Below are 24,411 nucleotides of genomic sequence, written 5' to 3' on the forward strand. Positions count from 1 at the left end.
GGGGCGCGGGGCGCGCGCCCCCCCCCCCCCCCCGCGCGCGCGCCCGCCCGCCCCCCCCCCCCCCCCCCCCCGCCCGCCCCCCCCCCCCCCCCTCGCCCGGTCACCCCCGCCGATCGCGGCGCCGGGAGGTCAGTGACACCGCTTCCAGGCGAGGCGGTACACGGTCTTGATGCTGCCGTCCGTCGAGTCCATCTCCAGGAAGCTGGTGGCGCCCGGGCTCGACGTTCCGGCCTCGACCCGCAGTTCCGTGTCGATGTCGAGGTTGCGCGCCTGCCCGCAGGGGGCGAAGACCCGGGCGGCGACGTCCACGGTGTCCGTCTCCTGCCAGTCGTTGGTGAAGCCGCCCTCGAAGTGATGGATCGATTCGGTGGTGCGGGCGCTGCCCTGGAAGTGGTAGCTGGCCCGCTGGGTCCCGGACGCACCGGGTGCCAGCGACGCGAAGCCGCGGTAGGTGGCGGACACGACCGCGTAGGTGTAGCCACCGGGGACGTGCACGAGAAGGCCGAGCTGACAGTTCTTCCGGGAGTCGGTCGGCGCCGTCCCGGGCCCCACCTTGGCGGTGTAGTTGCTGTAGGTGACGGTGAAGGCGGTGTTGTCCGGGGAGACGGACACGGCGGCCGTCCCCGCCGGGCAGCCGGACCCGTTGACCGCCACGCTGTCGATGACGATCGGGGTCGGCGGCGGGCCCGGATGGCCGCCGAGGCCCGATGAGCCGAACAACGATGCGGCGACACCAGTCGCGGCCAGCGCGCGGAGCACCATGGGATTCCCTTCCGTCGTCCACGGACCCGGGGCGGGCGTCGCGTTCCGGCCCGACCCCGGATTTCACGGGGGCATCGCATCACACGTTGCGCCCCCGCACACAGAAGGTGACGCCCCGGTCACTCGGACGGCCTTCGGGATTGCAGCCCGGCCGTACCCACGCGTCCCGGCCGTCCGCTCCGGCCCGACGGTGGCCCGCCGACCAGCCGGTACACGTGTGTCACCACCGGCGGTTCAGCGATGTGCGGGTCGCCCTCCCGGTCGCGGGTGGTCGGGCCCGCCCGGTCAACGCCCCGGCCAGGAGGTGGGAGAGAATCGTCAAGGTCCCGGCCCCGAAGGCCCGGCACCGGCGTGTCGTCCGGGCCGACCCACTAACCTGGGCCGCTTGCCAGCCCGAGCCCCCCGAGGAGCACAGCGCCGTGTCCGACAGCTTCGCGCACCTGCACGTCCACACCGAGTACTCGATGCTGGACGGGGCGGCGAAGAACGGCAAGCTGTTCGCCGAGGCGCAGAGACAGGGCATGCCCGCCATCGCGATGAGCGACCACGGCAACATGTTCGGCGCGTACGAGTTCTTCCACGCGGCGGCGAAGACCGGGGTGAAGCCGATCATCGGCATCGAGGCGTACGTCGCGCCGGCCTCGCGCTTCCTGAAGAAGCAGGTGTTCTGGTCGCCCGGCGGCCAGCGCCCGAGCGGCGCCGACGGCGAGGGCGGCAAGGACGTCTCCGGCGGCGGCCGCTACACCCACATGACCATGTGGGCGCAGAACGCCACCGGTCTGCGGAACCTCTTCAAGCTCTCCTCGCTCGCGTCGATGGAGGGCTACTACATGAAGCCCCGGATGGACCGCGAGCTGATCGCCGCCAACGCGACCGGCATCATCGCCACCACCGGCTGCCCCTCCGGCGAGGTGCAGACCCGGCTGCGGCTGGGGCAGTACGACGAGGCGGTCAGGGCGGCCGGCGCCTACCAGGACATCTTCGGCAGGGAGAACTACTTCCTGGAGCTGATGGACCACGGCCTCTCCATCGAGAGGGACGTCCGCGAGGACCTCCTCCGGCTGGCCAAGCAGCTGAACATCCCGCTGCTGGCCACCAACGACTCGCACTACGTGACCGCCGACCAGGCGGACGCCCACGACAGCCTGCTCTGCGTCGGCGTGGGCAAGAACAAGGACGACCCGAACCGCTTCAAGTTCAACGGCTCCGGTTACTACGTGAAGACCGCCGAGGAGATGCGCGAGCTCTTCCGCGAACTGCCGGAGGCCTGCGACAACACGCTGGCGATCGCCGAGCGGGTCGAGTCGTACGAGGAGGTCTTCACCTACGTCGACCGGATGCCGCAGTTCGACGTGCCCGAGGGAGAGACCCAGGCCTCGTACCTGCGCAAGAAGATCGAGGTCGGGCTGCAGCACCGCTACGGGGACAGCCCGAGCCAGGAGGTGCTGGACCGGATCGAGCTGGAGATGGGCGTGATCACCCCGATGGGGTTCGACGCCTACTTCCTCGTGGTCGCCGACATCTGCCAGTACGGGCGGGACAACGGCATCCCGGTCGGGCCGGGCCGTGGTTCGGCGGCCGGCTCGATGGTCGCCTACCTGACCGGCATCACCCAGCTGGACCCGCTGGAACACGACCTGCTGTTCGAGCGCTTCCTCAACCCGGAGCGCATCAACCCCCCGGACGTCGACATCGACTTCGACGACCGCCAGCGCGACCAGATGGTCCGCTACGTGACCGAGAAGTACGGCGCCGCGTACACGGCCCAGGTGAACACCTTCGGCACGATCAAGGCCAAGGCCGCCGTGAAGGACGCCAACCGCATCCTCGGCTACCCGTTCTCGATGGGCGACCGGATCACCAAGGCGATGCCCCCGGACGTCATGGGCAAGGGCGTCCCGCTCGCCGACCTCTTCGACGAGAAGCACGCCCGCTACAACGAGGGCACCGAGATCCGGGCGCTCTACCAGAACGAGCCCGACGTCAAGAAGATCATCGACACCGGGCGGGGCATCGAGGGCCTGATCCGCGGCACCGGTGTGCACGCCGCCGCCGTCATCCTGTCCTCCACCCCACTGCTCGACCTGATCCCGCTGCACATGCGGGACAAGGACGGCGTGATCATCACCGGCTTCGACTACCCGTCCTGCGAAGCCATGGGCCTGATCAAGATGGACTTCCTGGGTCTGCGGAACCTGGGCATCATCGACCACTGCATCAAGATCGTGAAGGCCAACCGGGGCATCGACGTCGACATCGAGAAGATCCCGATCGACGACCCCACCACCTACCAGCTGCTGGCCCGCGGCGACACCCTGGGCGTGTTCCAGCTCGACGGCGGCCCCATGCGCGCCCTGCTCAAGCTGATGAAGCCCACCGAGTTCGCCGACATCTCCGCCGTCTCCGCGCTGTACCGGCCCGGCCCGATGGGCATGAACTCGCACACCAACTACGCGCTGCGCAAGAACGCCCAGCAGGAGATCGTCCCGATCCACCCCGAGCTGGAGGAACCGCTCAAGGACGTCCTCGGCCCCACCTACGGCCTGATCGTCTACCAGGAGCAGGTCCAGCGAGCCGCCCAGGTGCTGGCCGGCTACTCGCTCGGCCAGGCCGACCTGCTGCGCCGCGCGATGGGCAAGAAGAAGAAGGAGGTGCTGGAGAAGGAGTTCGTGCCCTTCCACGCGGGCTGCAAGGAGCGCGGCTACTCCGACGCGGCGATCCAGGCGGTGTGGGACGTCCTGGTCCCGTTCGCCGGCTACGCGTTCAACAAGTCGCACTCCGCCGCGTACGGCCTGGTCTCGTACCAGACCGCCTACCTCAAGGCCAACTACCCGGCCGAGTACATGGCCGCGCTGCTCACCTCCGTCGCCGACGACAAGGACAAGATGGCCGTCTACCTGGCCGAGTGCCGGCAGATGGGCATCAAGATCCTCTCCCCCGACGTCAACGAGTCGGTGGTCGACTTCACCGCTGTCGGCAGTGACGTCCGCTTCGGCCTCAAGGCGGTGCGCAACGTGGGCGTGCCGGTGATCGAGTCCCTGGTGCGCACCCGCGGGGAACAGGGCAAGTACACCTCCTTCGCCGACTTCCTCGACAAGGTCGAGCTGGTGGTCTGCAACAAGCGCACCGTCGACTCCCTGGTCAAGGCGGGCGCCTTCGACTCGCTCGGCCACACCCGGCTCTCGCTCAGCACCGTCCACGAGAGCGCCATCGACGCCGTCACCGGGGTGAAGAAGCAACAGGCCATCGGCCAGGACGACCTGTTCGGCGCCCTCGACACCGGCGACGACGGACCGGGCATCGGACTGGACTTCCAGCTCAGCGAGAACGAGTGGCCCCGGCGCCAACTCCTCGCCCTGGAACGCGAGATGCTCGGCCTCTACGTCTCCAGCCACCCGCTCGACGGCGCCGAGCACATCCTCTCCCAGAACCGCGACACCTCGATCGCCGAACTCCTCGGCTCCGGCCGCTCCGAGGGCGAGGTCCGCCTCTCCGGCCTGATCACCGGCGTCGACCGGCGCATCAACAAGGCGGGCAACGCCTGGGCGATCATCACCCTCGCCGACCGCGACGGCTCGGTCGAGGTGCTGTTCTTCCCCGCCACCTACAACCTGATGGCCGAGCAGATGATCGAGGACAACGTGGTCTCGGTCCGCGGCCGCCTCAACGAGCGCGACGGCTCACTGAGCGTCTTCGGCCAGGAGATCACCACCCTCGACGTCTCCTCCGCCGAACTCGGCACCAAGCCACCCGTCCACATCACCGTCCCCGCCTCCCGGATCACCCCCGACGTCGTGGCCGAACTCAAGCTCGCCCTCCAGGCCCACCCCGGCGACGTGCCCATCCGGCTGCTCACCACCAACTGGGACAAGAACACCCTCTACGAGCTCGGCTTCCTGGTGAACCCCGACAACGGCCTGGCCTCGGACATCAAGACCCTCCTCGGCAACCGCGCCTGGGCGGGCGCGGCCATCAGGTCCTGAGCCCCGCCGCGGCGCCCGTAGCCGGCCCACCGGCGTTCGGCGTCGAGGGCCGGGGAACGGGCGTACGTGCTCCCGGAGGACGTCCCGGGAACGCACGGGTGCCCCCGACCGCGTGGCGCGGTCGGGGGCAGCGGGAGATCCGCTACGCGTGGGCGTTGACGAGGTACCAGTAGTAGATGCCGGTGGCCATGACGGCGGCGTTCGCGGCGTTCAGCGCGAGGTAGCGGCCGGTGGCCCGGTTCTGGAGCGCGACGGAGCCGCTGGGGCCGGCGACGGCCGTCCAGCCGAACGCGTCACCGTTGCCCCAGTTCGCCTCCACGGCCCCGTTGTCGTCCTGGAGGCTGCCGTGGAACTCGGCGTTCTCGAGCCCGACGACGCCGCCGCTGACCCGGGCGGTCCACAGGGCGTGGCTGTACTGCTGCGCCCCGTACCAGAGCCTGCTGGTCTGGGCGACGATGTCGTTCCAGCCGTTCTCGCCCAGCCACTGGTCGGGCGCCTGCTGCGGTGCGAGGACGTAGGACTGGCCGTCGTCGATGTTCGCCTGCGCGACGGCGGCCTGGACCCGGACGGCGGGCGGCGCAGGGGCGGCAACGGCCTCGGCCGTGGCCACCGGCACCAGGGTCAGGGCGGCGACGGCGGCCGCGGTCAGGGCCTTGAAGCCCGGGCGGGTACGGAGGAGACCTCGCATCGGATCAGCCCTTCTGCACGGTGAAGGTGACGAAGGCGTTGTCGCCGCTCCCGCCGTCCTGGCTGCAGGTGTAGCCCTGGGGGACGGTGCAGCTGTACTTGTTGCTGCCGACGTACGGGTTGTCCCACCAGATCTCGACGTTGCCCACGTTGAACATGTTGTAGACGGCCCTGCCCTCGGTCCCGGTCATGAGGCCGTTGGACTCCGACTGCCAGCGGCCGTTGTCCATCGGGAACACCCGGTCCTGCGGCAACAGGTTCTCGCTCCAGGTGCCGTGGTCGAGCACGGCGGAGGTGCGCTCCAGCACGCTCGGCGTGCGGTTCTGCAGCGTCACGAAGGTGCTCCTGACCGCCGAGGCGACGGCGGGGGCCTGCTCGGCCGGGCGGTCGGCGGCGACGCCGGCCGGGGCACCGCCGATGGTGAAGGCGACCGAGGCGTTGTCGCCCTTGCCACCGGTCCAGCTGCACGTGTAGCCACCGGGGACGGTGCAGCTGTAGCTGTTGCTGCCGGCGAACGGGTTGTCCCAGTGGATCACCGCCTCGCCGGTGCGCAGCTGGTACCGCACCTCGCCCTCGGTCCCGGTCATGAAGCCGGAGGACTCCGAGCTCCACGAGACCGTGTCGGCGGCCTTGATGGCGTCCGGCGGGGTCACGCTGCCCCAGACGCCGTGTGACAGCGAGGTGTAGTTCCGGTAGATCACGTCCTTGGTGCCGTTGTAGAGCGACACGTCGGTGCTGCGCGCCGCCTGCGCCACCGCCGGTCCCTGGGCCGCTTGCCGACCGTCGGCGGCCGAGGCCGCGGGGGCGGCGGAGAGCAGCAGCGCGCCGACGGCCACCGAGCCGAGCACTGCCTTCTTGATCGTGTTCACGGAGCGGATCCTCCTTGATCGGTGCTGCGCCGACCGGGTGGTCCGCGCTGAAGTCCACGGTGGCCGACCGTCATTGACGGTCCATAAGCATTCCGTTGAGCACCGCCGCCCGCTCCCGGCCGAGCCGGCACCGGGGGCCGGAGCGTCAACCACTGCTCCGGCCCCCGCCCCGCACCGGCCGGATCAGTACGCGCTGTCGTACGTGTAGAACTTGGTGTGGTCCAGCAGGTCGGCCGGGGTGACGTCGTTCCACGGCTTCATGGTGTCGTTCAGGGCGACCACGTTCCTGGTGCGGCGGACCGGCTGGTAGCCCTGGCCCGCGTGGCGGCTCTGCCAGCCGGCCCAGAGGCGGTCGATCATGCAGTGGTGCATCCAGAACACCGGGTCGTTGGGCGACATTCCGGTGCTCATGGTGCCGCCGACCCAGACGTGCACCCGGTTGTGCACGTTGACGCCCACCCAGCCCTCCAGGTTGTTGCGGAAACCGGTGCTGGAGCTGTTGAACGGCGCGGCGTCGTAGGTGTCGATCGCCAGCACGGCGTCCACGTCCGCCCTGGTCGGCAGGTCCTCTCCGCCCTGGCCCAGTTGGCGGACCAGGAAGTTGCGGGTGTCGGGCCTGACGGTGAGCGTCCAGTTGCCGGAGCCCTGCGCGAACGGGCCGGTGGTCACCCGGCCGTTGGTGCCGGTGCCGTCACCGCCGAGGAAGTCCGGGCCCCAGAGCGAGGAGTTCGGGGTGCGGTCGGTGGTCCAGTCCCAGTACGGGAGCGTGACGGTGGCGTCGATCGCCTGCAGTGCCCGCTCGAAGCGCAGCAGGAAACTGCGGTGCCAGGGCAGGAAGGACGGCGAGCGGTGGCCGGTGCGCTCGGTGGTGTCGTTGTCGCTCATGATGAAGTCGTTGTGCGTGCTGACGAACGCGTCGTACGCGCCGCGGCGCTTGAGTTCCAGGACCGCGTTGACGAAGGCGCGCTTCTCGGCGGCCGTCAGGGTCGCCTGGCTCTTGCGGACTGCCATGGGGATTCCTTTGAGGGTGGTCTGTGCGGAGGAGGCCGGAGTGCGGTCCGGAGTCAGGCGGCGAGCGGCGCCAGGTCGGCGCCGGCCAGGGAGTTGACGGCGGCCCGGACCAGCGCGCGCGGCGTGGTGAAGGTCTGGTAGTGGTTGATGACGCTGATCCAGGTGCCGTCCGCGTTGCGCATCACGTGCAGTTCGCGGCCGTCGATCAGCACCGCGTAGCCGCTCATCGCGTGGTGGCCCTCGCCGCGCATCGGCATGCCCTGGATGCGGCGGCCGCGGAAGACCTCGTCGAAGCTTTCGCCGCTCTGCGTGTCGGCGCCGCTGGCAGGTACCACGGCAGGGCCGGTGAGGCCCAGGACGACCGTGCCCGTGGCGACGGCCGTCGCGACGACGGCGCCTTGCAGCATCCGCCGGCGGGTGATTTCGGTGGTGGTGTCTTCGGACATGACTGTGCCCCCCAGATGGAGATGGTGAAGAACTTTCAGTGCCCCCCGTTCTTCGCGGACCGGTCGGCAACGGCGACTGCCGGACGCGTCGTCGGCGCTGGTCAGGGCGATCTACCGGCGATCGGCCCGCTCGAAATCATTCCTACCAGGCGTACGCGAACAACTCGGATGTGTGATCGGCCTGAGGGCCAGAAGTGATCATTTCAAGACGGTCGTGTGAAAGATGTTGCATCTTCTACAGAAGCCAGAGCTTCGGTTCGCTGTGAATCCTGCGCGCGGAAACCGAAGATCCTTCGCCCGGACGACCGCCGCACCGCAAGGCCTGCGGCCTTGACGCCCCTCTTGTGACGGTCGTTACACGAACAGGATGGCGCGATGCCGACAGCCGCTCACGCACCTGCTTCGAGGCGGTCGATCGCGAGGAACTGCTGCGCGGCTTCGAGTGCGGCGGCGAAGGAGGCGGCGTCGGTCTCGGCTCCGAAGTGGTGAATCACGTGTTCGCGGACGTGGTCCTGCTGGGCGCGGGTGAAGGCCGCGCAGGCGTCGTGGATGACGTGGGCGGTGTAGCCGCGGTCGTGCGCCTCGCGCAGGGTGGACTCGACGCACACGTGGGTGGCGAAGCCGCCCAGGTACAGGTCGGTGACGCCGAGGCGGCGCAGGATCAGGTCGAGGTCGGAGAACCCGGCGAAGGCGCTGGCGCCGGCGCGGCCACGCACGACCATCTCGCCGGGGGCGGGCCGGAACGCCGCGGCGAACTCGGTGCCGGGGTCACCCTCGATCCAGGTGCCGGCCTTCGGGATCGCCGCGCGCAGGCCCAGGCGGGCCGGTGTCCAGCCCGCGAGTTCCGGGGCGCCAGGGGTGAGGACGAGCGGCACGTGCACGACGGGGACACCGTGGGCGCGGGCGGCGGCCAGGGCGACGGCCGCGCCGCGGACGGCGGCGTCCAGCAGGTCGCGGTCCTCGACGAGGTGGTTGAGGCGGCCGTGCTCGGGGTCGAGCCACTCGCGCTGGAACTCGATCAGCACCAGGGCGGCGTTCGGGCGTGCGGAGGCGTGCGTCATGGGAGCTCCCGGTTCGGAAATTTCCAACTGGTGAGTTGGAGACTAGCGCGAAGAGACCCCATCTCCAACCAGCGAGTTGGAGATGGGGTTCGGGCGGATCAGGACTCCAGGCGGCGCACCAGCTCCACGACGACGGCCCGACGGCCGGCCGGGTCCTCACCAGCCGGGTCCTCACCGGTCGTCCCACCGAGGATCATGCGGGCGAGCTGCGGCACGGCGAACTGCCAGCCGGCCAGCGCCACGACCGCGAGCAGCAACTCCCCGGGCGGCAGCGGCACACCGACCCGCGCGGAGCCCTCCCCCTCCCGGCGCGCCCTGGCGACGGCGGCGACCTTCTCGGCGTAGTAGGCGGCACGCCGCTCCTCGCCCGCGACCGGAGCGTTCGCGTCGCCGTACAACGCCTCCCACTGCAGCAGGCGCAGCAGGTGCGGGTGGGCGAGGTGGTAGTCGAACACCCGGCCCGCGTACTCCGGGAGCTGCACCGGGCACCCATCCGCCCCCTCCATCGGCACGGCGGCGGCGAGCTGCTCCAGCTCGCGCTGGACCACGGCGTCGAAGAGCTGCCGCTTGCCGCCGAAGTACGGGTAGATGCGTTCCTTGTTGACCCCTGCCGCGGCCGCGATCCGGTCGATCCGCGCGCCCTCGGGCCCGTGCGCGGCGAACTCGTCCACGGCGGCCTCCAGCAGGAGCCTCCTGGTCTTCGTGGTGTCCCATGCCATGCGACCAGGATACGAAGCATCCAACCCGCCAGTTGGCCATCAGGGGCGCCGACCACGAGCGCGGTGCCGGCAGGAATCCTGAACGGCTCCGCCGGAACCGACGACGCCGTAACGGCTCGCACACCGCGGCCCCTCCGCACCGCCCGTACGGGGCGGGCGAAAGCGCCCTGGCCGGCCGGGAATCGGGGACGCGGCACACGGCACGCGGGAAGCGGCCCGGACGGTGGTCGACGACGCTGCCCGGACCGGACCAGGCCGGACCGGACCGGACAGGGCCTCTAGGTATGCGGGTGGCCGAGCCAGCGGGTCGCGGCCCGCCGGAACGCTTCGGTGTCGGCGTGGTCGTCCGCCCACGCCACGATGCCGTCCGGCCGGATGAGCAGGGCGGTGAATCCGAGGTCGTTGCGCACCGGTCCGGCCGCGTAGTGGATCCGGCCCGCCCAGCCCTCCGCCGCGGTCTGCAGCGCACGGTCGCGGCCGAAGTCCAGGAGCACGCCCCGGCCCCGGCGCAGCAGTTCACCGAGGCGGGCGCCTTCCTGGAAGCGGAAGTCGGGGGCGCTCAGGCCGACGAGCGGCTGCTCGCCGCCCAGGTCGTAGCGGTGGAACAGTCCCGACGTCTGCCGGTACACGTGGGTGACCCCGCCGGGGGTGCTCAGCAGGTCGAGGACCAGCTTGCGCAGGGCGGGGGCGTTGGGGCCCGGCTTCATGGTGGCGACCTGGGCGCGGGACCAGTCGAGGACGGCGGCGCCGATGGGATGGCGCTCGTCGGTGTAGGTGTCGAGCAGGCCCTCGGGCGCGGTGCCGTGGACGGTGGCGGCGAGCTTCCAACCGAGGTTGACGGCGTCGCCCATGCCGAGGTTGAGGCCCTGGCCGCCAAGCGGTGAGTGGATGTGCGCGGCGTCACCGGCGAGCAGGACGCGGCCCTTCCGGTACCTGGTGGCCTGCATGGCACGGTCGGTGAAGCTGGAGGCCAGCTCGACGTCGGTCAGCGTCACGTCGGTGCCGGAGATGCGACGCAGGACCGCCTGGAGGTGTTCGCGGGTCAGCGGCTGGGAGCGGTCGAAGGTGCCGCCGTCGAAGTCGTTCATGCCCAGATGGCCCTCGAAGGACGTGCGCAGGTACATGCCGGTCGGCGTCAGGTTGAAGCCGAGCGGCAGCTGCCGGGGGTCGGCGAAGGTGACCTTGGCGACGTAGCCGGTGAACAGCGGGTCGGTGCCGACGAAGTCGAAGCCCACGAGTTCGCGCACCGCGCTGCGCCCGCCGTCGCAGCCCACCAGCCAGCGCCCCCGGTGCTCCTGTCCGCCGGCGGTGGCGGTGACACCGTCGGCGTCCTGCGTCACGGCGGTGACGGGAGCACCCCGGACGATCTCCACGCCGAGCGAGGCGGCCCACCGGGTGAGCACCGTCGAGACGGCCTCCAGGCTCGTCATGAACCCTGCCATCGCCGGACCGGGCAGCCGGAACGGCAGAGCGGACGCGTCGATGCCACCCGCGTCCAGGCCCATGCCCGCGAAGTGGGACACGTCGCGGGGAGCGGGCGCTTCACCGGCGTCGGGGTCCGCACCGACCTCCATCCGGTCGGCGCCGGAGGCCTCCACCATCGCTTCCAGCAGGCCGCGGCGGTGGAACGTCTCGGCCGAGCCGGCGTTCAGGCCCCGCATGCCGAACGGCAGCGCCTTCAGCGGCGAGGTGAGGTCCCGGTCCCGTTCGAGGATCAGGACCGAGCAGCCGGACAGGGCCAGTTCGCCGGCCAGGAACAGGCCGACCGGGCCGCCACCCGCGATGACCACGTCATGCATGAGAGATTTCCCTTCACAGAAGTCCGGTTGGCTGCCCGGCCCGGTGCAGCGGGGTCAGCGCAGGCGGGTGAGGCCGTCGAGGACGACGGCGACACCGGTGAGGAACTGCTCGCGGTCGTCGTGCTCCCTGATCTGGCCGACGATGGCGTGCAGGAACGGGTGGGACTCGGCGTCGAGTTCCTGCCACGCCCGCGAGGTCGCGTCGAAGAGCTCCTCGCGGTCGGCTTCGGGGTCGATGCCCGAGGTGTCCCCCTCGACGCGGGCGTTCTGACTGATCGCGCCGAGGATGTAGTGCACGAGCGTCGAGGCGGCGTCGAACCATCGGGCCTGCGGGACGCCCAGGGCGCCCACCTGCCGGCCGAGCCTTTCGAAGATGCCCACCGTCACCGGGCCGACGGGGTTGCGGACGATCTGGAGGATCAACCGCGTGGCGAGCCAGTGGTGTTCGGCGATGGCATCGAACAAGGCCAGGGCGACGACGCGGATCTCGTCCGCGGGCGTGGCCTGTGCCCCGGCGGGCCTGGTCGCCAGAGCCGCGGTGATGACGGTCTCCGTCGCCGCGTCCAGCAGTTCGTCCCGGTTGCCGACGTGGTAGTAGATCGCCCCTGACCCGGTGGCCAGGCGATCGGTCATCGCCCGGACGGTCAGGGCGCCCTCGCCACCGGCATCGAGAAGGCCGATCGCGGCGTCGATGATCTGCTCCCGGGAGAGCACCTGGTTACGCCGTTGGGTCCGGCGCGCTCGTGTTGGCATGGTCCGAATATGACACAGTTGGAGCGATGCTCCAACTTGGAGCATTGAACCAATGTGGCGCGCCGCCCCATCATGGAGCCGCACCAAGTCCCGGACACGGTAGGCGGATTCACCCGTCGACCCGGTCCGTTACCAGGTGACGGGCAGGCCGAACGTGTTGGACACCGTGACGTGACCGGCGAGCAGCAACAACTCGCAGACACTTCGCGAACAGTTCCCGACCACGAGAGGTGACACCGTGCCGGAGCACTACGTACAGCGGCCTGTTGCGCCGAGGAGGATCCTCGGCGCACTGGTCCTGACCCTCCTCGCCCTGGTGGGCGCGACGAGCACCGCCACCGCCCAGGCCCCCGCGACTTCCAGCTTCACCGCCCGGGCTCGCGCGCTCGGGCTCACCCCCATGTCGGGGCGGTGGCGGACGGGGACGCCGGCACGCAGCGGCGCAGCGGTATTCGGGGGTTCCCTCAGCCCCCGAAGGACGGCCCGGTGCACCGTCCTCCGGTGCCGTGACCGTATTCGCTCAGAGTGCTGCCGGAGCGCCGGCGATCCGCGCACGGGTGCGCTCAGAAGTGCAGCGCGCCGATGTCGCGGACGGTCCGGGCGAGGGCCCGGACGAGCTCGTTCTCGGTGTCGCGGCGCCACACCAGGGCGTAGGGAATCGTCCCCATCTCGGGAAGGGGGACGAACTGCACGTGGGACATGGACCAGTAGCGGGTGACGTGGGACGGGAAGGGGTGGACGATCTCGCCGGTGATGACGAGATTGATCAGCTCATCGGCGTTGGTGGCCGACTCGACGCGTTCGATCACCTTGCCGCGGGGCGTGTAGAACGACAGGTAGCTGTCCTCCCACTGGTCGGGCATCGCGGGGGGCATGGCATGGCCGAAGTCGCCCAGCGCCTCGACCGGGATCTCGGATCGTCCGGCGAGTGCGTGGTCCGCGGCGACGGCGAGCACGCGGGGGTCGTGGAAGAGGACCGGGCCGATGGTGAGATCGGGCTCGTCCACCGGTAGCCAGGTCACGAAGACGTCCATGTCGCCGTCGCGGAGCCGCTCGAACGGTTCGACGTAGGGCGCCCTGCGTATCTGCAGCTCCCACTCGGGGTGGCGGGAGCGGAACCCCTCCCAGTAGTGGTGCAGGTCGGGCACGTTGAAGGGCATCATGCCGACCCGCAGACGGGCGGTCCTGCCGCGGGCGGCCAACCGGGCACGTTCGAGGCTGTCCCGCAGGTCCGCATGGACCGGCCGCAGATCGGCGCACAGCTGTCGGCCGAGCGGGGTCAGGCGGATCTGGCGGCGGTTGGAGCGGTCGAACAGCAGACCGCCGATCTGCCGCTCCTGACGGGCGATCACCTGGCTGACCCGCGCCTGGGTGAGGTGCAGCCGGGCGGCCGCCCGGCCGAAGTGCAGCTCCTCCGCCAAGGTCAGAAACAACTCGATGTCGCGTATGTCCATCCGCCGCCGAACCCCCGCCATAAGCCTGATTTATCGGATCCTACTGATCTTGGGCGTTGATGGCTTCCGCGATCGGCTGAAGGATCGTCAACAGACCCACCCCCCAACGGACCGGAGTGCCATGACCGTCGTCGACACCGAGAAGTCACCCACCACATCGGACAGCGACCGGGTGCCTCTCACGAGCTGGCTCGCCGTCGCCACCATGGCGGTCGGGACGTTCGCACTGGTGACGGTCGAATCACTGCCGGTGGGACTGCTTCCCCTCGTCGGAGGATCGCTCCACGTCTCCGAGGGCACCGCAGGCCTGATGGTCACCGTCCCCGGCCTGGTCGCCTCCGTCACGGCGCCGCTGCTTCCGGTGGCCATCGGACGGCTCGACCGGCGGGTCGCGCTGATCGGCCTGATCACCCTGATGGTCCTGGCCAACGGACTGTCCGCCGTGGCACCCGACTTCACCGTCCTGCTGGGCGCGCGCTTCCTCGTCGGGATCAGCATCGGCGGCTTCTGGTCGCTCGCCGCCGGGCTCGCCGTACGGCTGGTCCCGGACCGGTTCGTCCCCCGGGCCGTCTCGCTGGTCTTCGGCGGCGCGACGGCGGCCAACGTCCTCGGCGTACCGGCCGGAACGCTGATCGGCGGTCTCGCGGACTGGCGCACCGCGTTCCTGGCCGCGGGCGCACTGGGCCTCCTCGTGCTGGTGGGCCTGCTCCTCCTGCTGCCTTCGATGCCCGCCCGGCAGGTCGTCCAACTGCGCACACTGCCGGAGCAGTTCCGCCACCCCGTGGTACGCGCCGGCGTCATCGCCACGTTCCTCCTGGTCGGCGGTCACTTCGCGGCCTTCACCTTCGTCAGCCCGATCCTGCGGACCGTCTCGGGGATCGACGAGGGCGCGATCGGCCCGCTCCTGCTCGGCTTCGGCGTCGCCGGCATCCTCGGCAACTTCCTCGCCGGTGCGGCTGCGGAGCGGAACGTCCGTGCGACCATCGTCACCGTCAGCGTCCTGCTCACCGCGGTCCTCGCGGTCTTTCCCCTCGCCGGCCGCACCCCGGTCGGCGGGACCCTGCTGCTGATGGGATGGGGACTGGCCTTCGGCGGCGTGCCCGTCGGCGTCCAGACGTGGATCCTCAAGGCCGCGCCCGACTCGGCCGAGGCGGCCACCGCCCTGAACACCTCCGTCTACAACCTGGCCATCGCCCTCGGGGCCCTGCTCGGAGGAATCGTCGCCACCGACCTCAGCACGAGCGGTGTCCTGACGACCGGGGCCCTCCTCACCCTCCTCACCACCCTCGCCGTGCGGAGCGCACGCCGAGCCTGACCAGCGTGCCGGGTCCGCCCGACACTCCGCCATCTCCCGGACAGGAGCACCGCCCGTGCCCGCCCCAGCCAAACCCACCAGCCGCGTCTGGTTCATCACCGGCGCCAGCCGCGGTCTCGGCCGCGCCTTCGCCCGGGCAGCCCTGACGGCCGGCGACCGCATCGTGGTCGCCGCCCGCACCACGACCGCGCTGCACGAGCTCGCGAGCACCCACCCCGGCCAGGTCCTGCCCCTGACGCTGGACGTGACCGACCGGGACGCCGTGTTCGCCGCCGTCGCCGAGGCCGTCGGCCACTTCGGGCGGCTCGACATCGTCGTCAACAACGCCGGCATGCTCTCGATGGGAATGGTCGAGGAGTTCACCGAAGCCGAGGCACGCGCCCAGCTGGACGTCAACTTCTTCGGCGCCCTCTGGGTGAGCCAGGCCGTCATGCCCGTGCTGCGCGAACAGGGATCCGGCCACCTCGTGCAGGTCTCCAGCATCGCCGCCCTGGGCGGCTTCCCCGGCACCGGCCTCTACAGCGCCAGCAAGTTCGCCCTGGAAGGCCTCAGCGAGGCCATCGCCGCGGAGGCCGCCGCCTTCGGGGCCAAGGTGAGCATCCTCCAGCCCGGCGGCTACTGGACCGACCTCTACACCGCGATGCGCAGCACCAGCCCCCTGGAGGCGTACGCGCCGCTGCGGGAGAAGCTGGCCGAGCAGTTCGCCGAAGGTTCCGTCGACAGCGACCCGCAACTCGCCGCGACCGCGCTTCTCACCCTGGTCGACAGCGACGAGCCGCCGCTGCGCCTCATCCTCGGCAGCATGGTCTACGACCTCGCCTTCGACATCGCCCGCACCCGCATGGACACCTGGGCGGCCTGGGAACACGTCAGCCGCGCCGCGGAACACGCGATCAACGGTCCGGTCTGACGGACCGGGCAGAGGCCCGGCCTGACGGGCCGGGAAGAGGAAGCATGTCGTTCCGCACCACGGCCGAGGTCGTCCACCGCTTCAATCGCGCCTTCCTCCATCACGACGCCTCGCTGCTCGCCGACCTACTCGCCGACGACTGCGTGATGGAGGCGAAACAGCCGGCCCCCGACGGGGCCCGCTACGAAGGCCGCGCCGCGTGCCTGGAGTTGTGCCGGGCACTCGCCGAGGACCGCACCAGGCAGTACGAGCCGGAGGCCGTCGTCATCACCGGTGAGCGGGCGACGGTCCGCTGGCGGTGCCGCTTCGGCGACGGCCCGGCCGACACGGTCCGCGGCGTGACGCTCACACTCGTCCGGGACGGCTTGATCGTCGAGTCCCTCGGCTACGGCAAGACCTCGGACGGCAGTCGACCGGTCGAGGCCGGAATCCATGAACACCATCGGGAGTCATGACGTGCGTGTGTTGTTGGTGGCGTACGGTTCGCGCGGGGACGTCGAGCCGATGCCCGGACTCGGCACGGCCCTTGGCCCCCGGCACCCGGTCACGGGCGAGGGACCTGGCCGCCACGATCCGCACCGACGGGGCAACGGTGGCCGCGAGGCTGCTGCTCGACGTCGCCGGCCCGCAGGAGCCGCCCGTCGCCGGGTGAACCGTGCGCCCGGCCGGATCCCCGCTGACCGACGCCTCGTCCGGCCGTGACACCGGCCGCCACCCGGGCCCCGCCCGTCCGGAGGTACGCGCAGCCCGTCCAGGCGATCGCCGCCCGCCGGGGCTCCTCCGGCGTCACCGTGCTGCGCACCGGCGAAGCGGCGGGCCGTACGGCTCGCTGATGTCGCCTGGTCGCCCCTGCGGGTGCCCCTGTTGCTCTCCCTGTTGCTGTCCCTGTTGTTGCCCTTGTTGTCGTCCCCGTTGTCGAGGACTCGAAGAAAAGGAACAGACGTGAAGGTACTGGTGCTGGGTTCCACCGGTTACATCGGGTCCGCCGTGACGCGGCGGCTCACGGCGGAGGGCCACCAGGTGGTCCACTTCGTCAAGGACGCCGGACGACTGGGGCCCGACGTGGCGTCGCGCGTGGGCGACCTGGCCGACCCGGCCTCGCTGCGAGCCGCCGTCACCGACGACATCGACGCCGTGCTGAACCTCGCCACGCCGACCGGCGACGAGACGGTGGACGCGGCGGCCGTGGACGCGCTGACCGAGCGGCTGCGCGGCACGGGAAGGGCTTTCGTGTACACCAGCGGTGTGTGGGTGCTCGGCGCCACCGGGGACACCGCGGTCGGCGAGGACGCCGCCACGGACGCGATCGCCATCGTCGGCTACCGCCCGCACATCGAGCAGCGCGTCCTGGCGAGCGCCGCCGAGGACGTGCGCGCCGTAGTGCTGCGGCCCGGCATCGTGTACGGCCACGGCGGCGGCATCCCCGGCCTGATGACCGGCTGGGCGAAGGAGCACGGCACCGGCCGGTACGTCGGCTCGCCGGCCACCCGCTGGCCGATGGTCCACGTCGACGACCTCGCCGAACTGTTCGTGCTGGCCCTGACCAAGGCCGAGGAGGGAAGCGTGCTGCACGGCGTGGCCCACGAGGGGGTGCCGGTCGCCGCGCTCGCCGCGGCCGTCGACATCGCCGCCGGTGGCACCGGCCGGGCCGAGCCGTGGCCGCTGGAGCAGGCCGCCGAGGCCGTGGGCGCCCCGTTCGCCGAGGCCCTGGCGCTGAACCAGGTCGTGTCCGGGCGCCGCGCCGTCACCGACCTGGGCTGGCGGCCCCGCCACCCGTACGTCCTGACCGAGCTGGCGGAGCCGGCCTAGCCGGCCGGGGGCGATCGGCTGATCGGCCGGGGAGTCCACCGGCAGGCCGAGCGCGCGCAGCCGGTAGGCGAAGTCCAGCGCCACGGCGCCGGACAGCCCAGTGCCGACCAGAAGTACCGGGAGGCGTCGTTCAGCAGCTCGGCGGCTGCACGCAGGTCGTCGGGGCCGAGCGTGGCGGTGAGGCCTTCCAGGGCCGCCCGGGCGGCGCGCAGGGTGTCGACGAGCGCCCCGGCAGCCGGGTCGTCAGGGTCCGCGGCCGGCTGCTCGGGGGGAGAGGCCGGGGCGTGCAGGACGGCGGCGATCTTCAGCTCCTGGAAGCCGCGGAAACCGAGCCGCCGGCAGGCCCGCACCACCGAGGAGGGCGCCGCCCCGGCCGGCGACGCCACGTCGCTGACGCTCAGGTGCACCAGTTCGGTGCCCCGGTCCAGCACCACTTGGGCAACCCTCGCCTCGGTGCCGCCAGCTCGCCGAGCCTGGCCCGGATCTGCTAACGGCGGCGTTCACCGTCCTCGGCGGGATCGCCGTCCTGGAACTCGCCCGGCCCTGAACCCCGGCACCCGAGCCGGGGCGCAGGTCGCAGGGGCCCGGACCAGGGACCTCAGACGGCGTCGCCCACCACGTACTCGCGGGCGCGTGCGCCCACACGACTGTTCCGCCCCGTCCCGCTGACCACCCGAATGAGGCTCCACCGGACGATGGGAGGGGCAGCCAGAACGCCGTCCACTGCCTGCTTCACACAGCCTTCAGCGGTGTTCGGGGTTGTCGGAGTCGAAGCGGCAGCCGGCGTCCCACTCGGAGCGCTGGTTGCCGTGGGCGGGGATGCCGCCGGCGTCCTTGAGCATCCGGGCGAGGTGGAGCTGGTTCCAGGTCATGAAGGTGGTGTTGCGGTTGGTGAAGTCGTTGCCCGGACCGCCCGAGCCCTCGTCCAGGTAGGACGGGCCGGGGCCGGCCTCCCCCACCCAGCCTGCGTCGGCCTGCGGCGGGACGGTGTAGCCCAGGTGCTGCAGGCTGTAGAGGACGTTCATCGCGCAGTGCTTGGCGCCGTCCTCGTTGCCGGTGATGAGACAGCCCCCGACCCGGCCGTAGTAGGCGTACTGGCCTTGGGAGTTGAGGATCGAGGAGCACGCGTAGAGCCGCTCGATGACCTTCTTCATCACGGAGGAGTTGTCTCCCAGCCACACGGGTCCGGCCAGCGTGAGGATGTCGGCGGACATGACCTGGGAGTAGATGACCGGCCACTCGTCGGTCTCCCAGCCGTGTTCGGTCATGTCGGGCCAGACACCGGTCGCGATGTCGAGATCCACTGCCCGCAGCACCTCGACCTCGACGCCCTGGCGTTTCAGGATGCCGGTGCTGACGTCGATGAGGCCCTGGGTGTGGCTGCGTTCCGGGGAGCGCTTGAGGGTGCAGTTGATGACCAGGGCACGCAGGTCGGCGTACGACGTCGATGGGTCCGGCACGGATTTCTCCCGGGGTTCGGCGGGGAGGCCGGGCGGGTCACGGCTCCCGGCCCAGCTCACCAGGGCGGCGTGGCGGGCGCACGTGGGGATGGGCCGGTCGGGGCGGGACGCCGTCGTTCGCCGGCGGATCAGACGGGCCGGGCTCGTTCGGGTGGCTCCGATGACGTCGGTGGTTGCGGTGACGTCGGTGGTTCCGGTGTTCCCGGCGGTTCCGGTGTTCCCGGCGGTTCCGGTGTTCCCGGCGGTGCGGGCGTTCCCGGCGGTGCCGGCGACCCGGCGGGTTCTGCCGGGGCGGGCTCGGGCTGCCAGTGCGGGTGCTCGCGTTCGGCCCACTGGCGGTCGACCAGGCCGGTGCGCATGCCCAGCCGTGACTCACGGTCCCCCATCGCCATCCGGATGTGCCCGGCGGTCACGGTGGCGATGGCCAGCGCGAACCAGTCGTGGACGAAGGTGGCTCCGGTCCGCCAGGCCGGGGGTGAGAGGTGGGTGAGCCACATCAGCAGGCCGGTGCCCAGGATGACCAGCATCGATCCGAGCGTCCACTGCGCGTACAACTTCTGGCCGGCGTTGAACTTGCCTGCGGGGCGGACCGCCAGGCGGGTGCGGACGGCGCGCAGCCAGGTCCGGTCCGCGGGGGTGAAGCGGCTCAGGCGGGACGCGTCCGCCCGGAGGGCCCGGGTGGTGAGGCCGAGCAGCAGCGGGACGGGCAGCGCCAGGCCGCACCAGACGTGGACGGTGGCCAGGAGGCGTCGGCGTCCGATCAGTTCGGCGAGCGGCGCGAGGTAGAGGCAGGCCGCGGTGGCCAGGCACACGAGCATCAGGGTGGCGGTGGTGCGGTGGACCCAGCGCTCGGCGCGGGTGAACCGGAGGACGAGGTCAGCCGGTCGGCGCATCGTCCCTCCCGTTGGAGCGGCCGACCCACGCGTCGATGTCGTAGCCGTTCCCCTCCCAGTAGCCGGGGCGGACGGCGTCGGTGACGGTGATGCCGGACAGCCACTTCGCCGACTTGTAGAAGTACATCGGCGCGACGTAGAGCCGCACCGGGCCGCCGTGGGCGTGCGTGATCGGGGCGTCCTGCAGTTTCAGTGCGATCAGGACGTCGTCACGCCGGGCCTGTTCCAGGGTGAGGCTCTCGGTGTACGCACCGTCGAAGCAGCTGAACTGCACCGCCCGCGCCCCGGGCCGGACTCCGGCTTCGTCCAGCAGGTGCACGAGCGGCACGCCTTCGAACGGCGTGTCCGGGACGCGCCAGCCGGTCACGCACTGGACGTCCCGGACCAGCCGCCGCTGCGGCATCGTCCGGAGGTCGGCGAGCCGGTGGGTGGTCGGGCGCTCCACCAGGCCGTCGACCGTCAACGCGTAGGTGTCCGCGGTGCGGTCGGGCACCGAGGCGGCCACGGAGTAGTACCGGAAGCCGCCACCGCCGGGCAGCAGGCCGGTCAGCCCGGTCGGGTCACCGGCGGTGACGGCGTCCTGTGCCCGTTGGAGGTAGGGGCCGACGGCCACGCCGGCGGCGCCGAGCCCGAGCAGGCCGAGCACGACCCGCCGTCCCACCGGGGTGCCCCCTGGGGGTTCCGCAGTTCTGTCCACGTCCCCGATGAGACCAGCTCGGACGGGGTCGTGGCCAGTGCCGGGGGATTTTCGTCAGGTATCGGCGACCCCGGGGCCCGGAACGGCGACCACAGCCGCCACCGGGCCCGGCCGCCACCGGGCCCGGCCGCCACCCGCAGGCAGCCGTCAGCGGACGGCCCCGGCAGCCGGGGCGCGGCGGACGATCAGCATGTCCTGGGTGTGGCCGATGGCGTAGCCGCCGTCGGGGCGGGCGAAGTGGTCCTGGACGTAGGCGGCGAGGGCGGCGCGGGACGGGCGGGGGTCGAGGGTGGCGAGGTCGGCGACGTTGACCATGAACTCGGCGACGTCGACGGCCTCGGCGAGGTGGGGCGTGCGGTAGTGGAGGCCGAGGGTCTCCAGGGCGACGGCGTCCGTCGGGCGCCGCGCGCGCAGGTCGGCGGCGAGGGGGCTCAGGTCGTAGCGAACGCCGGTGAAGTGGGCGGCCATCCGCATGCAGGGGCTCTCCGGGTTCTGCAGGACGACCAGGAGGGTGCCGCCGGGCGCCGTCCAGTCCAGGGCGCGGTCGACGGTGGCGGGCCAGTCCGCTTCGGGCACGTAGTAGAGCACGTGCGAGAGGTGGACGAGGTCGGCGGGCTCGGGCGGCCGCACCCGGTCGAGCCGGTCCGGGAGAACGAGGGCGTCCGGGCAGGTGGTGCGGAGCTTCTCGCGCATGGCCTCGCTGGGCTCGACGGCGATCGTACGGTCGAAGGACCGGGCCAGGTGGACGGTGGTGCGGCCGTCGCCGGCACCGAGGTCGAGCAGGACCCGGCGCCGCGGCAGGGCGTCGACGAGTTCGCTCAGCCGGGCGTGGGTGAGGGGCTTCTCGTCCGTGCCGGCGAGGAACAGTTCGAACGCCCGGCGGTAGTCGGCGCTCGCCACGTCCAGGACGCGGACCGGTTCGGCGTCCTTCGTCGTCGTCTCCACCGGGCGGCCTCCTCTGGCGTCGGGCTGGGCGCGCCCATTGCACCCGGTCCGGCGGCCGACCACATGCAGGGACGTTCCTGCCCGCGTGTCGCGGAGCGGCCGGGGCCGGAGGGTGGGTCTGCGGTTCCCTGGGAACGGCGTTCCCTTCCCCGGCCCGGCGCGCTCGCGAACGATCGACGGCATGACCACCACCTCCCCGGCCCCCGCGCCGCCCGCTCCTCCGGCACCGCGGACCGACGATCAGCGCTTCCGGTACACCGTCGCCGCCGTCGCCACCGCCGCCCTGATGCTGCCGTTCTCGGTGACGGGGGCCGCGGTGGCCCTGCCGAGCATGGCCTCCCGGCTGGGCGCGTCGGTCGGCAGCGCCCAGTGGATGCTCAACGCGTTCAACATCGGTTTCGCCGCGCTGCCGCTCGCGGCGGGCGGGCTCGCCGACCGGTACGGGCGGCGTCGGGTGCTGCTGGCCGGGACCACCCTGGTCGGCACGATGTCGCTGCTGGTCGCGCTGGCGCCGTCGATGGCGCTGGTGGACGCCGCCCGGGCCGTCCAGGGCTGCGGGGCCGCGGCGGTGCTGGCGTCGGGTGCGGCGGTGCTGGCCCACGGCACCTCGGGAGCGCGCCGACGGCTGGCCTTCGGGATCCTCGGCACCTCCTTCGGCACCGGGCTGGCGGTCGGGCCGCCGCTCGCCGGGGCCCTGGTGGAGGGGCCGGGCTGGCGGTCGGTGTTCCTGCTGGTCGCGGCGGTGTCGCTGCCCTCCGCGTTCCTCACGAGCCGCGTGCCCGAGTCCCGTACGCCCCGATCCCCCGGCACCGACCGGCCACCGCTGGACCTGGCCGGACCGGTCCTGTTCACCGCCGGGCTCGCCGCCCTCGCGTTCGGCTTCGCCCGGGCGACCACCGACGGCTGGGCGGCGCCCGTCCCGCTGGGCCTGTTCGCGGCCGCCGTCCTGCTGGTCCTGCTGTTCGCCGTGGTGGAACTCCGCCGGGCCGACCGGGCCCTGTTCGACGTCCGCCTCTTCGCCCGGCCGGAGTTCCTCGCCGTGGTCTGCCAGCCCTTCACCGTCACCCTCGGCTTCGTCGTCCTGCTCGTCTACCTGCCCACCTACCTGCAGGGCACGGCGGGCCACGGCACCCTGGACAGCGGCCTGCTCCTGCTGCCGATGACCGCCCCCGTGCTGCTGCTGCCGCTGGTCGCCGGGCGGCTGGCCCAGCACACCTCGGTGCGGGCCGTCCTCACCGCCGCGTCGACGCTCATCGCGCTCGGTGCGCTGCTGCTCACCACCCTGGACGGCGACGGCTCGTGGGCCGGTCTCGCCGTGCCGCTGCTGCCGTTCGGCGCGGGTGTCGGACTGGCCTTCGGGGTGATGGACGACGCGGCCGTCGGCACCGTCCCGGTGGAACGCGCCGGGGCCGCGGCGGGCATCTTCAACACCCTGCGGATCACCGGGGAGTCCGTGGCCGTCGCCGGCGCCGCGGCCCTGCTCACCTCGCTCACCGCCGCCCGGCTGCGGGCGGGCGGTCTCGGCGGCGGCCCGGCGGCCGACCTCGCCGGGCAGGCCGTCGTCCAGGGGCGGGTGGCGCCGGGGCAGCGGGCCGCGGTGGCCGAGGCCTTCACCGGCGCCTTCCACACGGCCGGGCTGCTGCTCGCCGCGCTGTCCGCCACGGGCGCGCTGCTCACCTGGCGTGCGCTCAGGCCGGGTTCGGGGCGGTGACGGCGGACGTGCGGGCGGCGGCACCGGCACCGGCGGCACTGGCACCGGCACCGGCACCGGTGGCCGTTCCCGCGGCGGTGCCACCGGCAGTGACACCGTCGGCGGCTCCGGCGGCGGCTCCCGCGGTGACACCCGCAGTCGCTGCGGCCGCGACACCGGACAGCCGCCGCAGGGCCCGCTCCGCCGGGCTGTCGGGGGCGGCCGTGTAGACCACCAGGAGATGGTGGTCGGCACCGGGGGCCTGGAAGGTCTCGTAGGCCAACTCCACCTCGCCGACCGCCGGATGGTGGAAGCGCTTGGCGCCGTGGGACTTCTCGTGCACGTGGTGGCTCGCCCACAGCGTGCGGAACTCGCCGCTGCCCAGGGAGAGTTCGCCGACCAGCCGGACCAGCCCCGGGTCGTGCGGCCGGCGTCCGGCGGCCATCCGCAGGATCCCGACCGTGGTGCGCGCGGCCTCGTCCCAGTCGAGGTGGACCTCCCGGGCGCGCGGGTCGAGGAAGATCCGCCGCGCCATGTTGCGGTCGCGCGGCGGGAGTCGGGGGAAGTCGGCGAGCAGCGCGGCGGCGAGCGCGTTCCACGCCAGGACGTCGTTGCGGTCGTTCATGATGACGGCCGGGGTCAGCGGCATCGCTTCGACGACCATCCGCAGGGCCGGGCGCAGCGTCTCCGCCCCGCCCCTCGCGCCCCTCTCCGCCCCGCCCTTCGCGCCCGTCTCCTTCCCGGCCCCGGCCGCCGCCCGGCGGGGTGGTCGCGCCAGGTCGCGCAGGTGGGCGCGTTCGGCGGGGCCGAGGAGCAGTGCCCGCCCGAGGGCGTCGAGGACCTCGTCGGACGGGCGGTCGGCGCGGCCCTGTTCCAGGCGCACGTAGTAGTCGGTGCTCAGCCCGACCAGTTCGGCGACCTCCTCGCGGCGCAGCCCGGGCACCCGTCGGCGTCCGGTCGGGGGCAGTCCCGCGTCCGTGGGCGAGACCAGCGCCCGTCGGGCCCGCAGGTAGTCGCCGAGGCTGTTCGGGGTCATGATCGGGTCGGCCATGGGTGTCAGTATCGCCGCACGTCGCTGGGGTGCGGGCGCCGGAGGGTGGCCCCGTCGTACCCACCTTCGCGGTGCCTCCGCACCCGCCTTCGCCGGG

At 72.1% G+C, this 24,411-nt stretch carries 22 protein-coding genes and 1 pseudogene; 7 read left to right on the forward strand and 16 right to left on the reverse strand.

Going from position 1 to position 24,411, the window contains the following annotated elements; all coding sequences use genetic code 11:
- Window positions 1-129: 129 nt before the first annotated feature.
- Window positions 130-762, reverse strand: a complete 633-nt coding sequence (locus ACFV0O_RS03315) for a DUF4360 domain-containing protein (protein ID WP_380335667.1) — start codon at window positions 760-762, stop codon at window positions 130-132.
- Between the two features lie 419 nt (window positions 763-1,181).
- Here ACFV0O_RS03315 and dnaE point away from each other — a divergent pair, with 419 nt between their 5' ends.
- Window positions 1,182-4,745 carry a DNA polymerase III subunit alpha gene (gene dnaE / locus ACFV0O_RS03320; protein WP_380335669.1) on the forward strand — a complete coding sequence of 1,188 codons (3,564 nt, stop codon included), beginning with the start codon at window positions 1,182-1,184 and terminating at the stop codon, window positions 4,743-4,745.
- 142 nt (window positions 4,746-4,887) lie between these two features.
- Here dnaE and ACFV0O_RS03325 read toward each other — a convergent pair whose 3' ends face one another.
- The 9 genes from ACFV0O_RS03325 to ACFV0O_RS03365 form a co-directional block, all read right to left on the reverse strand.
- Window positions 4,888-5,433 (reverse strand): hypothetical protein, encoded by a 546-nt coding sequence (locus ACFV0O_RS03325; RefSeq protein WP_380335671.1) that lies wholly within the window; start codon window positions 5,431-5,433, stop codon window positions 4,888-4,890.
- 4 nt (window positions 5,434-5,437) lie between these two features.
- Complete coding sequence (locus ACFV0O_RS03330) at window positions 5,438-6,301, reverse strand: Crystal protein ET79 (protein ID WP_380335673.1); 864 nt, start codon at window positions 6,299-6,301, stop codon at window positions 5,438-5,440.
- A 183-nt stretch (window positions 6,302-6,484) separates the two neighbouring features.
- Window positions 6,485-7,312: a tyrosinase family protein gene (locus tag ACFV0O_RS03335; RefSeq protein ID WP_380335676.1), complete on the reverse strand. Its 828-nt coding sequence runs from the start codon at window positions 7,310-7,312 to the stop codon at window positions 6,485-6,487.
- Between the two features lie 53 nt (window positions 7,313-7,365).
- On the reverse strand, window positions 7,366-7,758 hold the full coding sequence (locus ACFV0O_RS03340) for a tyrosinase cofactor (protein ID WP_380335679.1): 393 nt from the start codon (window positions 7,756-7,758) through the stop codon (window positions 7,366-7,368).
- A 389-nt stretch (window positions 7,759-8,147) separates the two neighbouring features.
- Window positions 8,148-8,819 (reverse strand): cysteine hydrolase family protein, encoded by a 672-nt coding sequence (locus tag ACFV0O_RS03345; protein WP_380335681.1) that lies wholly within the window; start codon window positions 8,817-8,819, stop codon window positions 8,148-8,150.
- 98 nt (window positions 8,820-8,917) lie between these two features.
- Complete coding sequence (locus tag ACFV0O_RS03350; RefSeq protein WP_380335684.1) at window positions 8,918-9,538, reverse strand: TetR family transcriptional regulator; 621 nt, start codon at window positions 9,536-9,538, stop codon at window positions 8,918-8,920.
- Window positions 9,539-9,816: 278 nt separating this feature from the next.
- Complete coding sequence (locus ACFV0O_RS03355) at window positions 9,817-11,337, reverse strand: FAD-dependent monooxygenase (protein WP_380335686.1); 1,521 nt, start codon at window positions 11,335-11,337, stop codon at window positions 9,817-9,819.
- Between the two features lie 54 nt (window positions 11,338-11,391).
- Window positions 11,392-12,090 carry a TetR/AcrR family transcriptional regulator gene (locus ACFV0O_RS03360; RefSeq protein WP_380335689.1) on the reverse strand — a complete coding sequence of 233 codons (699 nt, stop codon included), beginning with the start codon at window positions 12,088-12,090 and terminating at the stop codon, window positions 11,392-11,394.
- 563 nt (window positions 12,091-12,653) lie between these two features.
- Window positions 12,654-13,544 carry a LysR family transcriptional regulator gene (locus ACFV0O_RS03365; protein ID WP_380335691.1) on the reverse strand — a complete coding sequence of 297 codons (891 nt, stop codon included), beginning with the start codon at window positions 13,542-13,544 and terminating at the stop codon, window positions 12,654-12,656.
- 121 nt (window positions 13,545-13,665) lie between these two features.
- Between ACFV0O_RS03365 and ACFV0O_RS03370 the strand changes: the two genes are divergently transcribed.
- The 5 genes from ACFV0O_RS03370 (at window position 13,666) to ACFV0O_RS03390 (ending at window position 17,578) form a co-directional block, all read left to right on the forward strand.
- On the forward strand, window positions 13,666-14,859 hold the full coding sequence (locus ACFV0O_RS03370) for an MFS transporter (protein WP_380335693.1): 1,194 nt from the start codon (window positions 13,666-13,668) through the stop codon (window positions 14,857-14,859).
- A gap of 55 nt (window positions 14,860-14,914) precedes the next feature.
- Window positions 14,915-15,769: an SDR family NAD(P)-dependent oxidoreductase gene (locus ACFV0O_RS03375; RefSeq protein ID WP_380335696.1), complete on the forward strand. Its 855-nt coding sequence runs from the start codon at window positions 14,915-14,917 to the stop codon at window positions 15,767-15,769.
- 44 nt (window positions 15,770-15,813) lie between these two features.
- Window positions 15,814-16,224 (forward strand): nuclear transport factor 2 family protein, encoded by a 411-nt coding sequence (locus ACFV0O_RS03380; RefSeq protein WP_380335699.1) that lies wholly within the window; start codon window positions 15,814-15,816, stop codon window positions 16,222-16,224.
- A 243-nt stretch (window positions 16,225-16,467) separates the two neighbouring features.
- Window positions 16,468-16,602 (forward strand): hypothetical protein, encoded by a 135-nt coding sequence (locus tag ACFV0O_RS03385; protein WP_380335701.1) that lies wholly within the window; start codon window positions 16,468-16,470, stop codon window positions 16,600-16,602.
- Between the two features lie 109 nt (window positions 16,603-16,711).
- Window positions 16,712-17,578 (forward strand): NAD-dependent epimerase/dehydratase family protein, encoded by an 867-nt coding sequence (locus ACFV0O_RS03390; protein ID WP_380335704.1) that lies wholly within the window; start codon window positions 16,712-16,714, stop codon window positions 17,576-17,578.
- Here the strand turns inward: ACFV0O_RS03390 and ACFV0O_RS03395 are convergent.
- The 5 genes and pseudogenes from ACFV0O_RS03395 to ACFV0O_RS03415 form a co-directional block, all read right to left on the reverse strand.
- Window positions 17,575-18,012 (reverse strand): MurR/RpiR family transcriptional regulator, encoded by a 438-nt coding sequence (locus ACFV0O_RS03395; RefSeq protein WP_380335707.1) that lies wholly within the window; start codon window positions 18,010-18,012, stop codon window positions 17,575-17,577. The genes ACFV0O_RS03390 and ACFV0O_RS03395 overlap by 4 nt on opposite strands.
- Before the next feature lie 309 nt (window positions 18,013-18,321).
- Window positions 18,322-19,038 (reverse strand): flavodoxin family protein, encoded by a 717-nt coding sequence (locus ACFV0O_RS03400; RefSeq protein ID WP_380335709.1) that lies wholly within the window; start codon window positions 19,036-19,038, stop codon window positions 18,322-18,324.
- Window positions 19,039-19,337: 299 nt separating this feature from the next.
- Window positions 19,338-19,931 (reverse strand): annotated as a pseudogene (locus tag ACFV0O_RS03405) (cytochrome b/b6 domain-containing protein); the annotation flags it as partial.
- On the reverse strand, window positions 19,915-20,628 hold the full coding sequence (locus ACFV0O_RS03410; RefSeq protein ID WP_380335712.1) for a molybdopterin-dependent oxidoreductase: 714 nt from the start codon (window positions 20,626-20,628) through the stop codon (window positions 19,915-19,917). The pseudogene ACFV0O_RS03405 and the gene ACFV0O_RS03410, both read right to left, overlap by 17 nt.
- A gap of 147 nt (window positions 20,629-20,775) precedes the next feature.
- Window positions 20,776-21,573 carry a class I SAM-dependent methyltransferase gene (locus tag ACFV0O_RS03415; protein ID WP_380335714.1) on the reverse strand — a complete coding sequence of 266 codons (798 nt, stop codon included), beginning with the start codon at window positions 21,571-21,573 and terminating at the stop codon, window positions 20,776-20,778.
- A gap of 181 nt (window positions 21,574-21,754) precedes the next feature.
- On the opposite strand from ACFV0O_RS03415, the gene ACFV0O_RS03420 reads away from it, so the two are divergent.
- Window positions 21,755-23,284, forward strand: coding sequence for an MFS transporter (locus ACFV0O_RS03420; RefSeq protein WP_380335717.1), 1,530 nt, complete (start codon window positions 21,755-21,757; stop codon window positions 23,282-23,284).
- On the opposite strand, the gene ACFV0O_RS03425 is transcribed toward ACFV0O_RS03420, so the two are convergent.
- Window positions 23,262-24,314 carry a helix-turn-helix transcriptional regulator gene (locus tag ACFV0O_RS03425; protein ID WP_380335720.1) on the reverse strand — a complete coding sequence of 351 codons (1,053 nt, stop codon included), beginning with the start codon at window positions 24,312-24,314 and terminating at the stop codon, window positions 23,262-23,264. The genes ACFV0O_RS03420 and ACFV0O_RS03425 overlap by 23 nt on opposite strands.
- Between the last annotated feature and the right edge of the window lie 97 nt (window positions 24,315-24,411).

Source organism: Kitasatospora sp. NPDC059577, from assembly GCF_042735475.1.
Lineage (GTDB): Bacteria > Actinomycetota > Actinomycetes > Streptomycetales > Streptomycetaceae > Kitasatospora.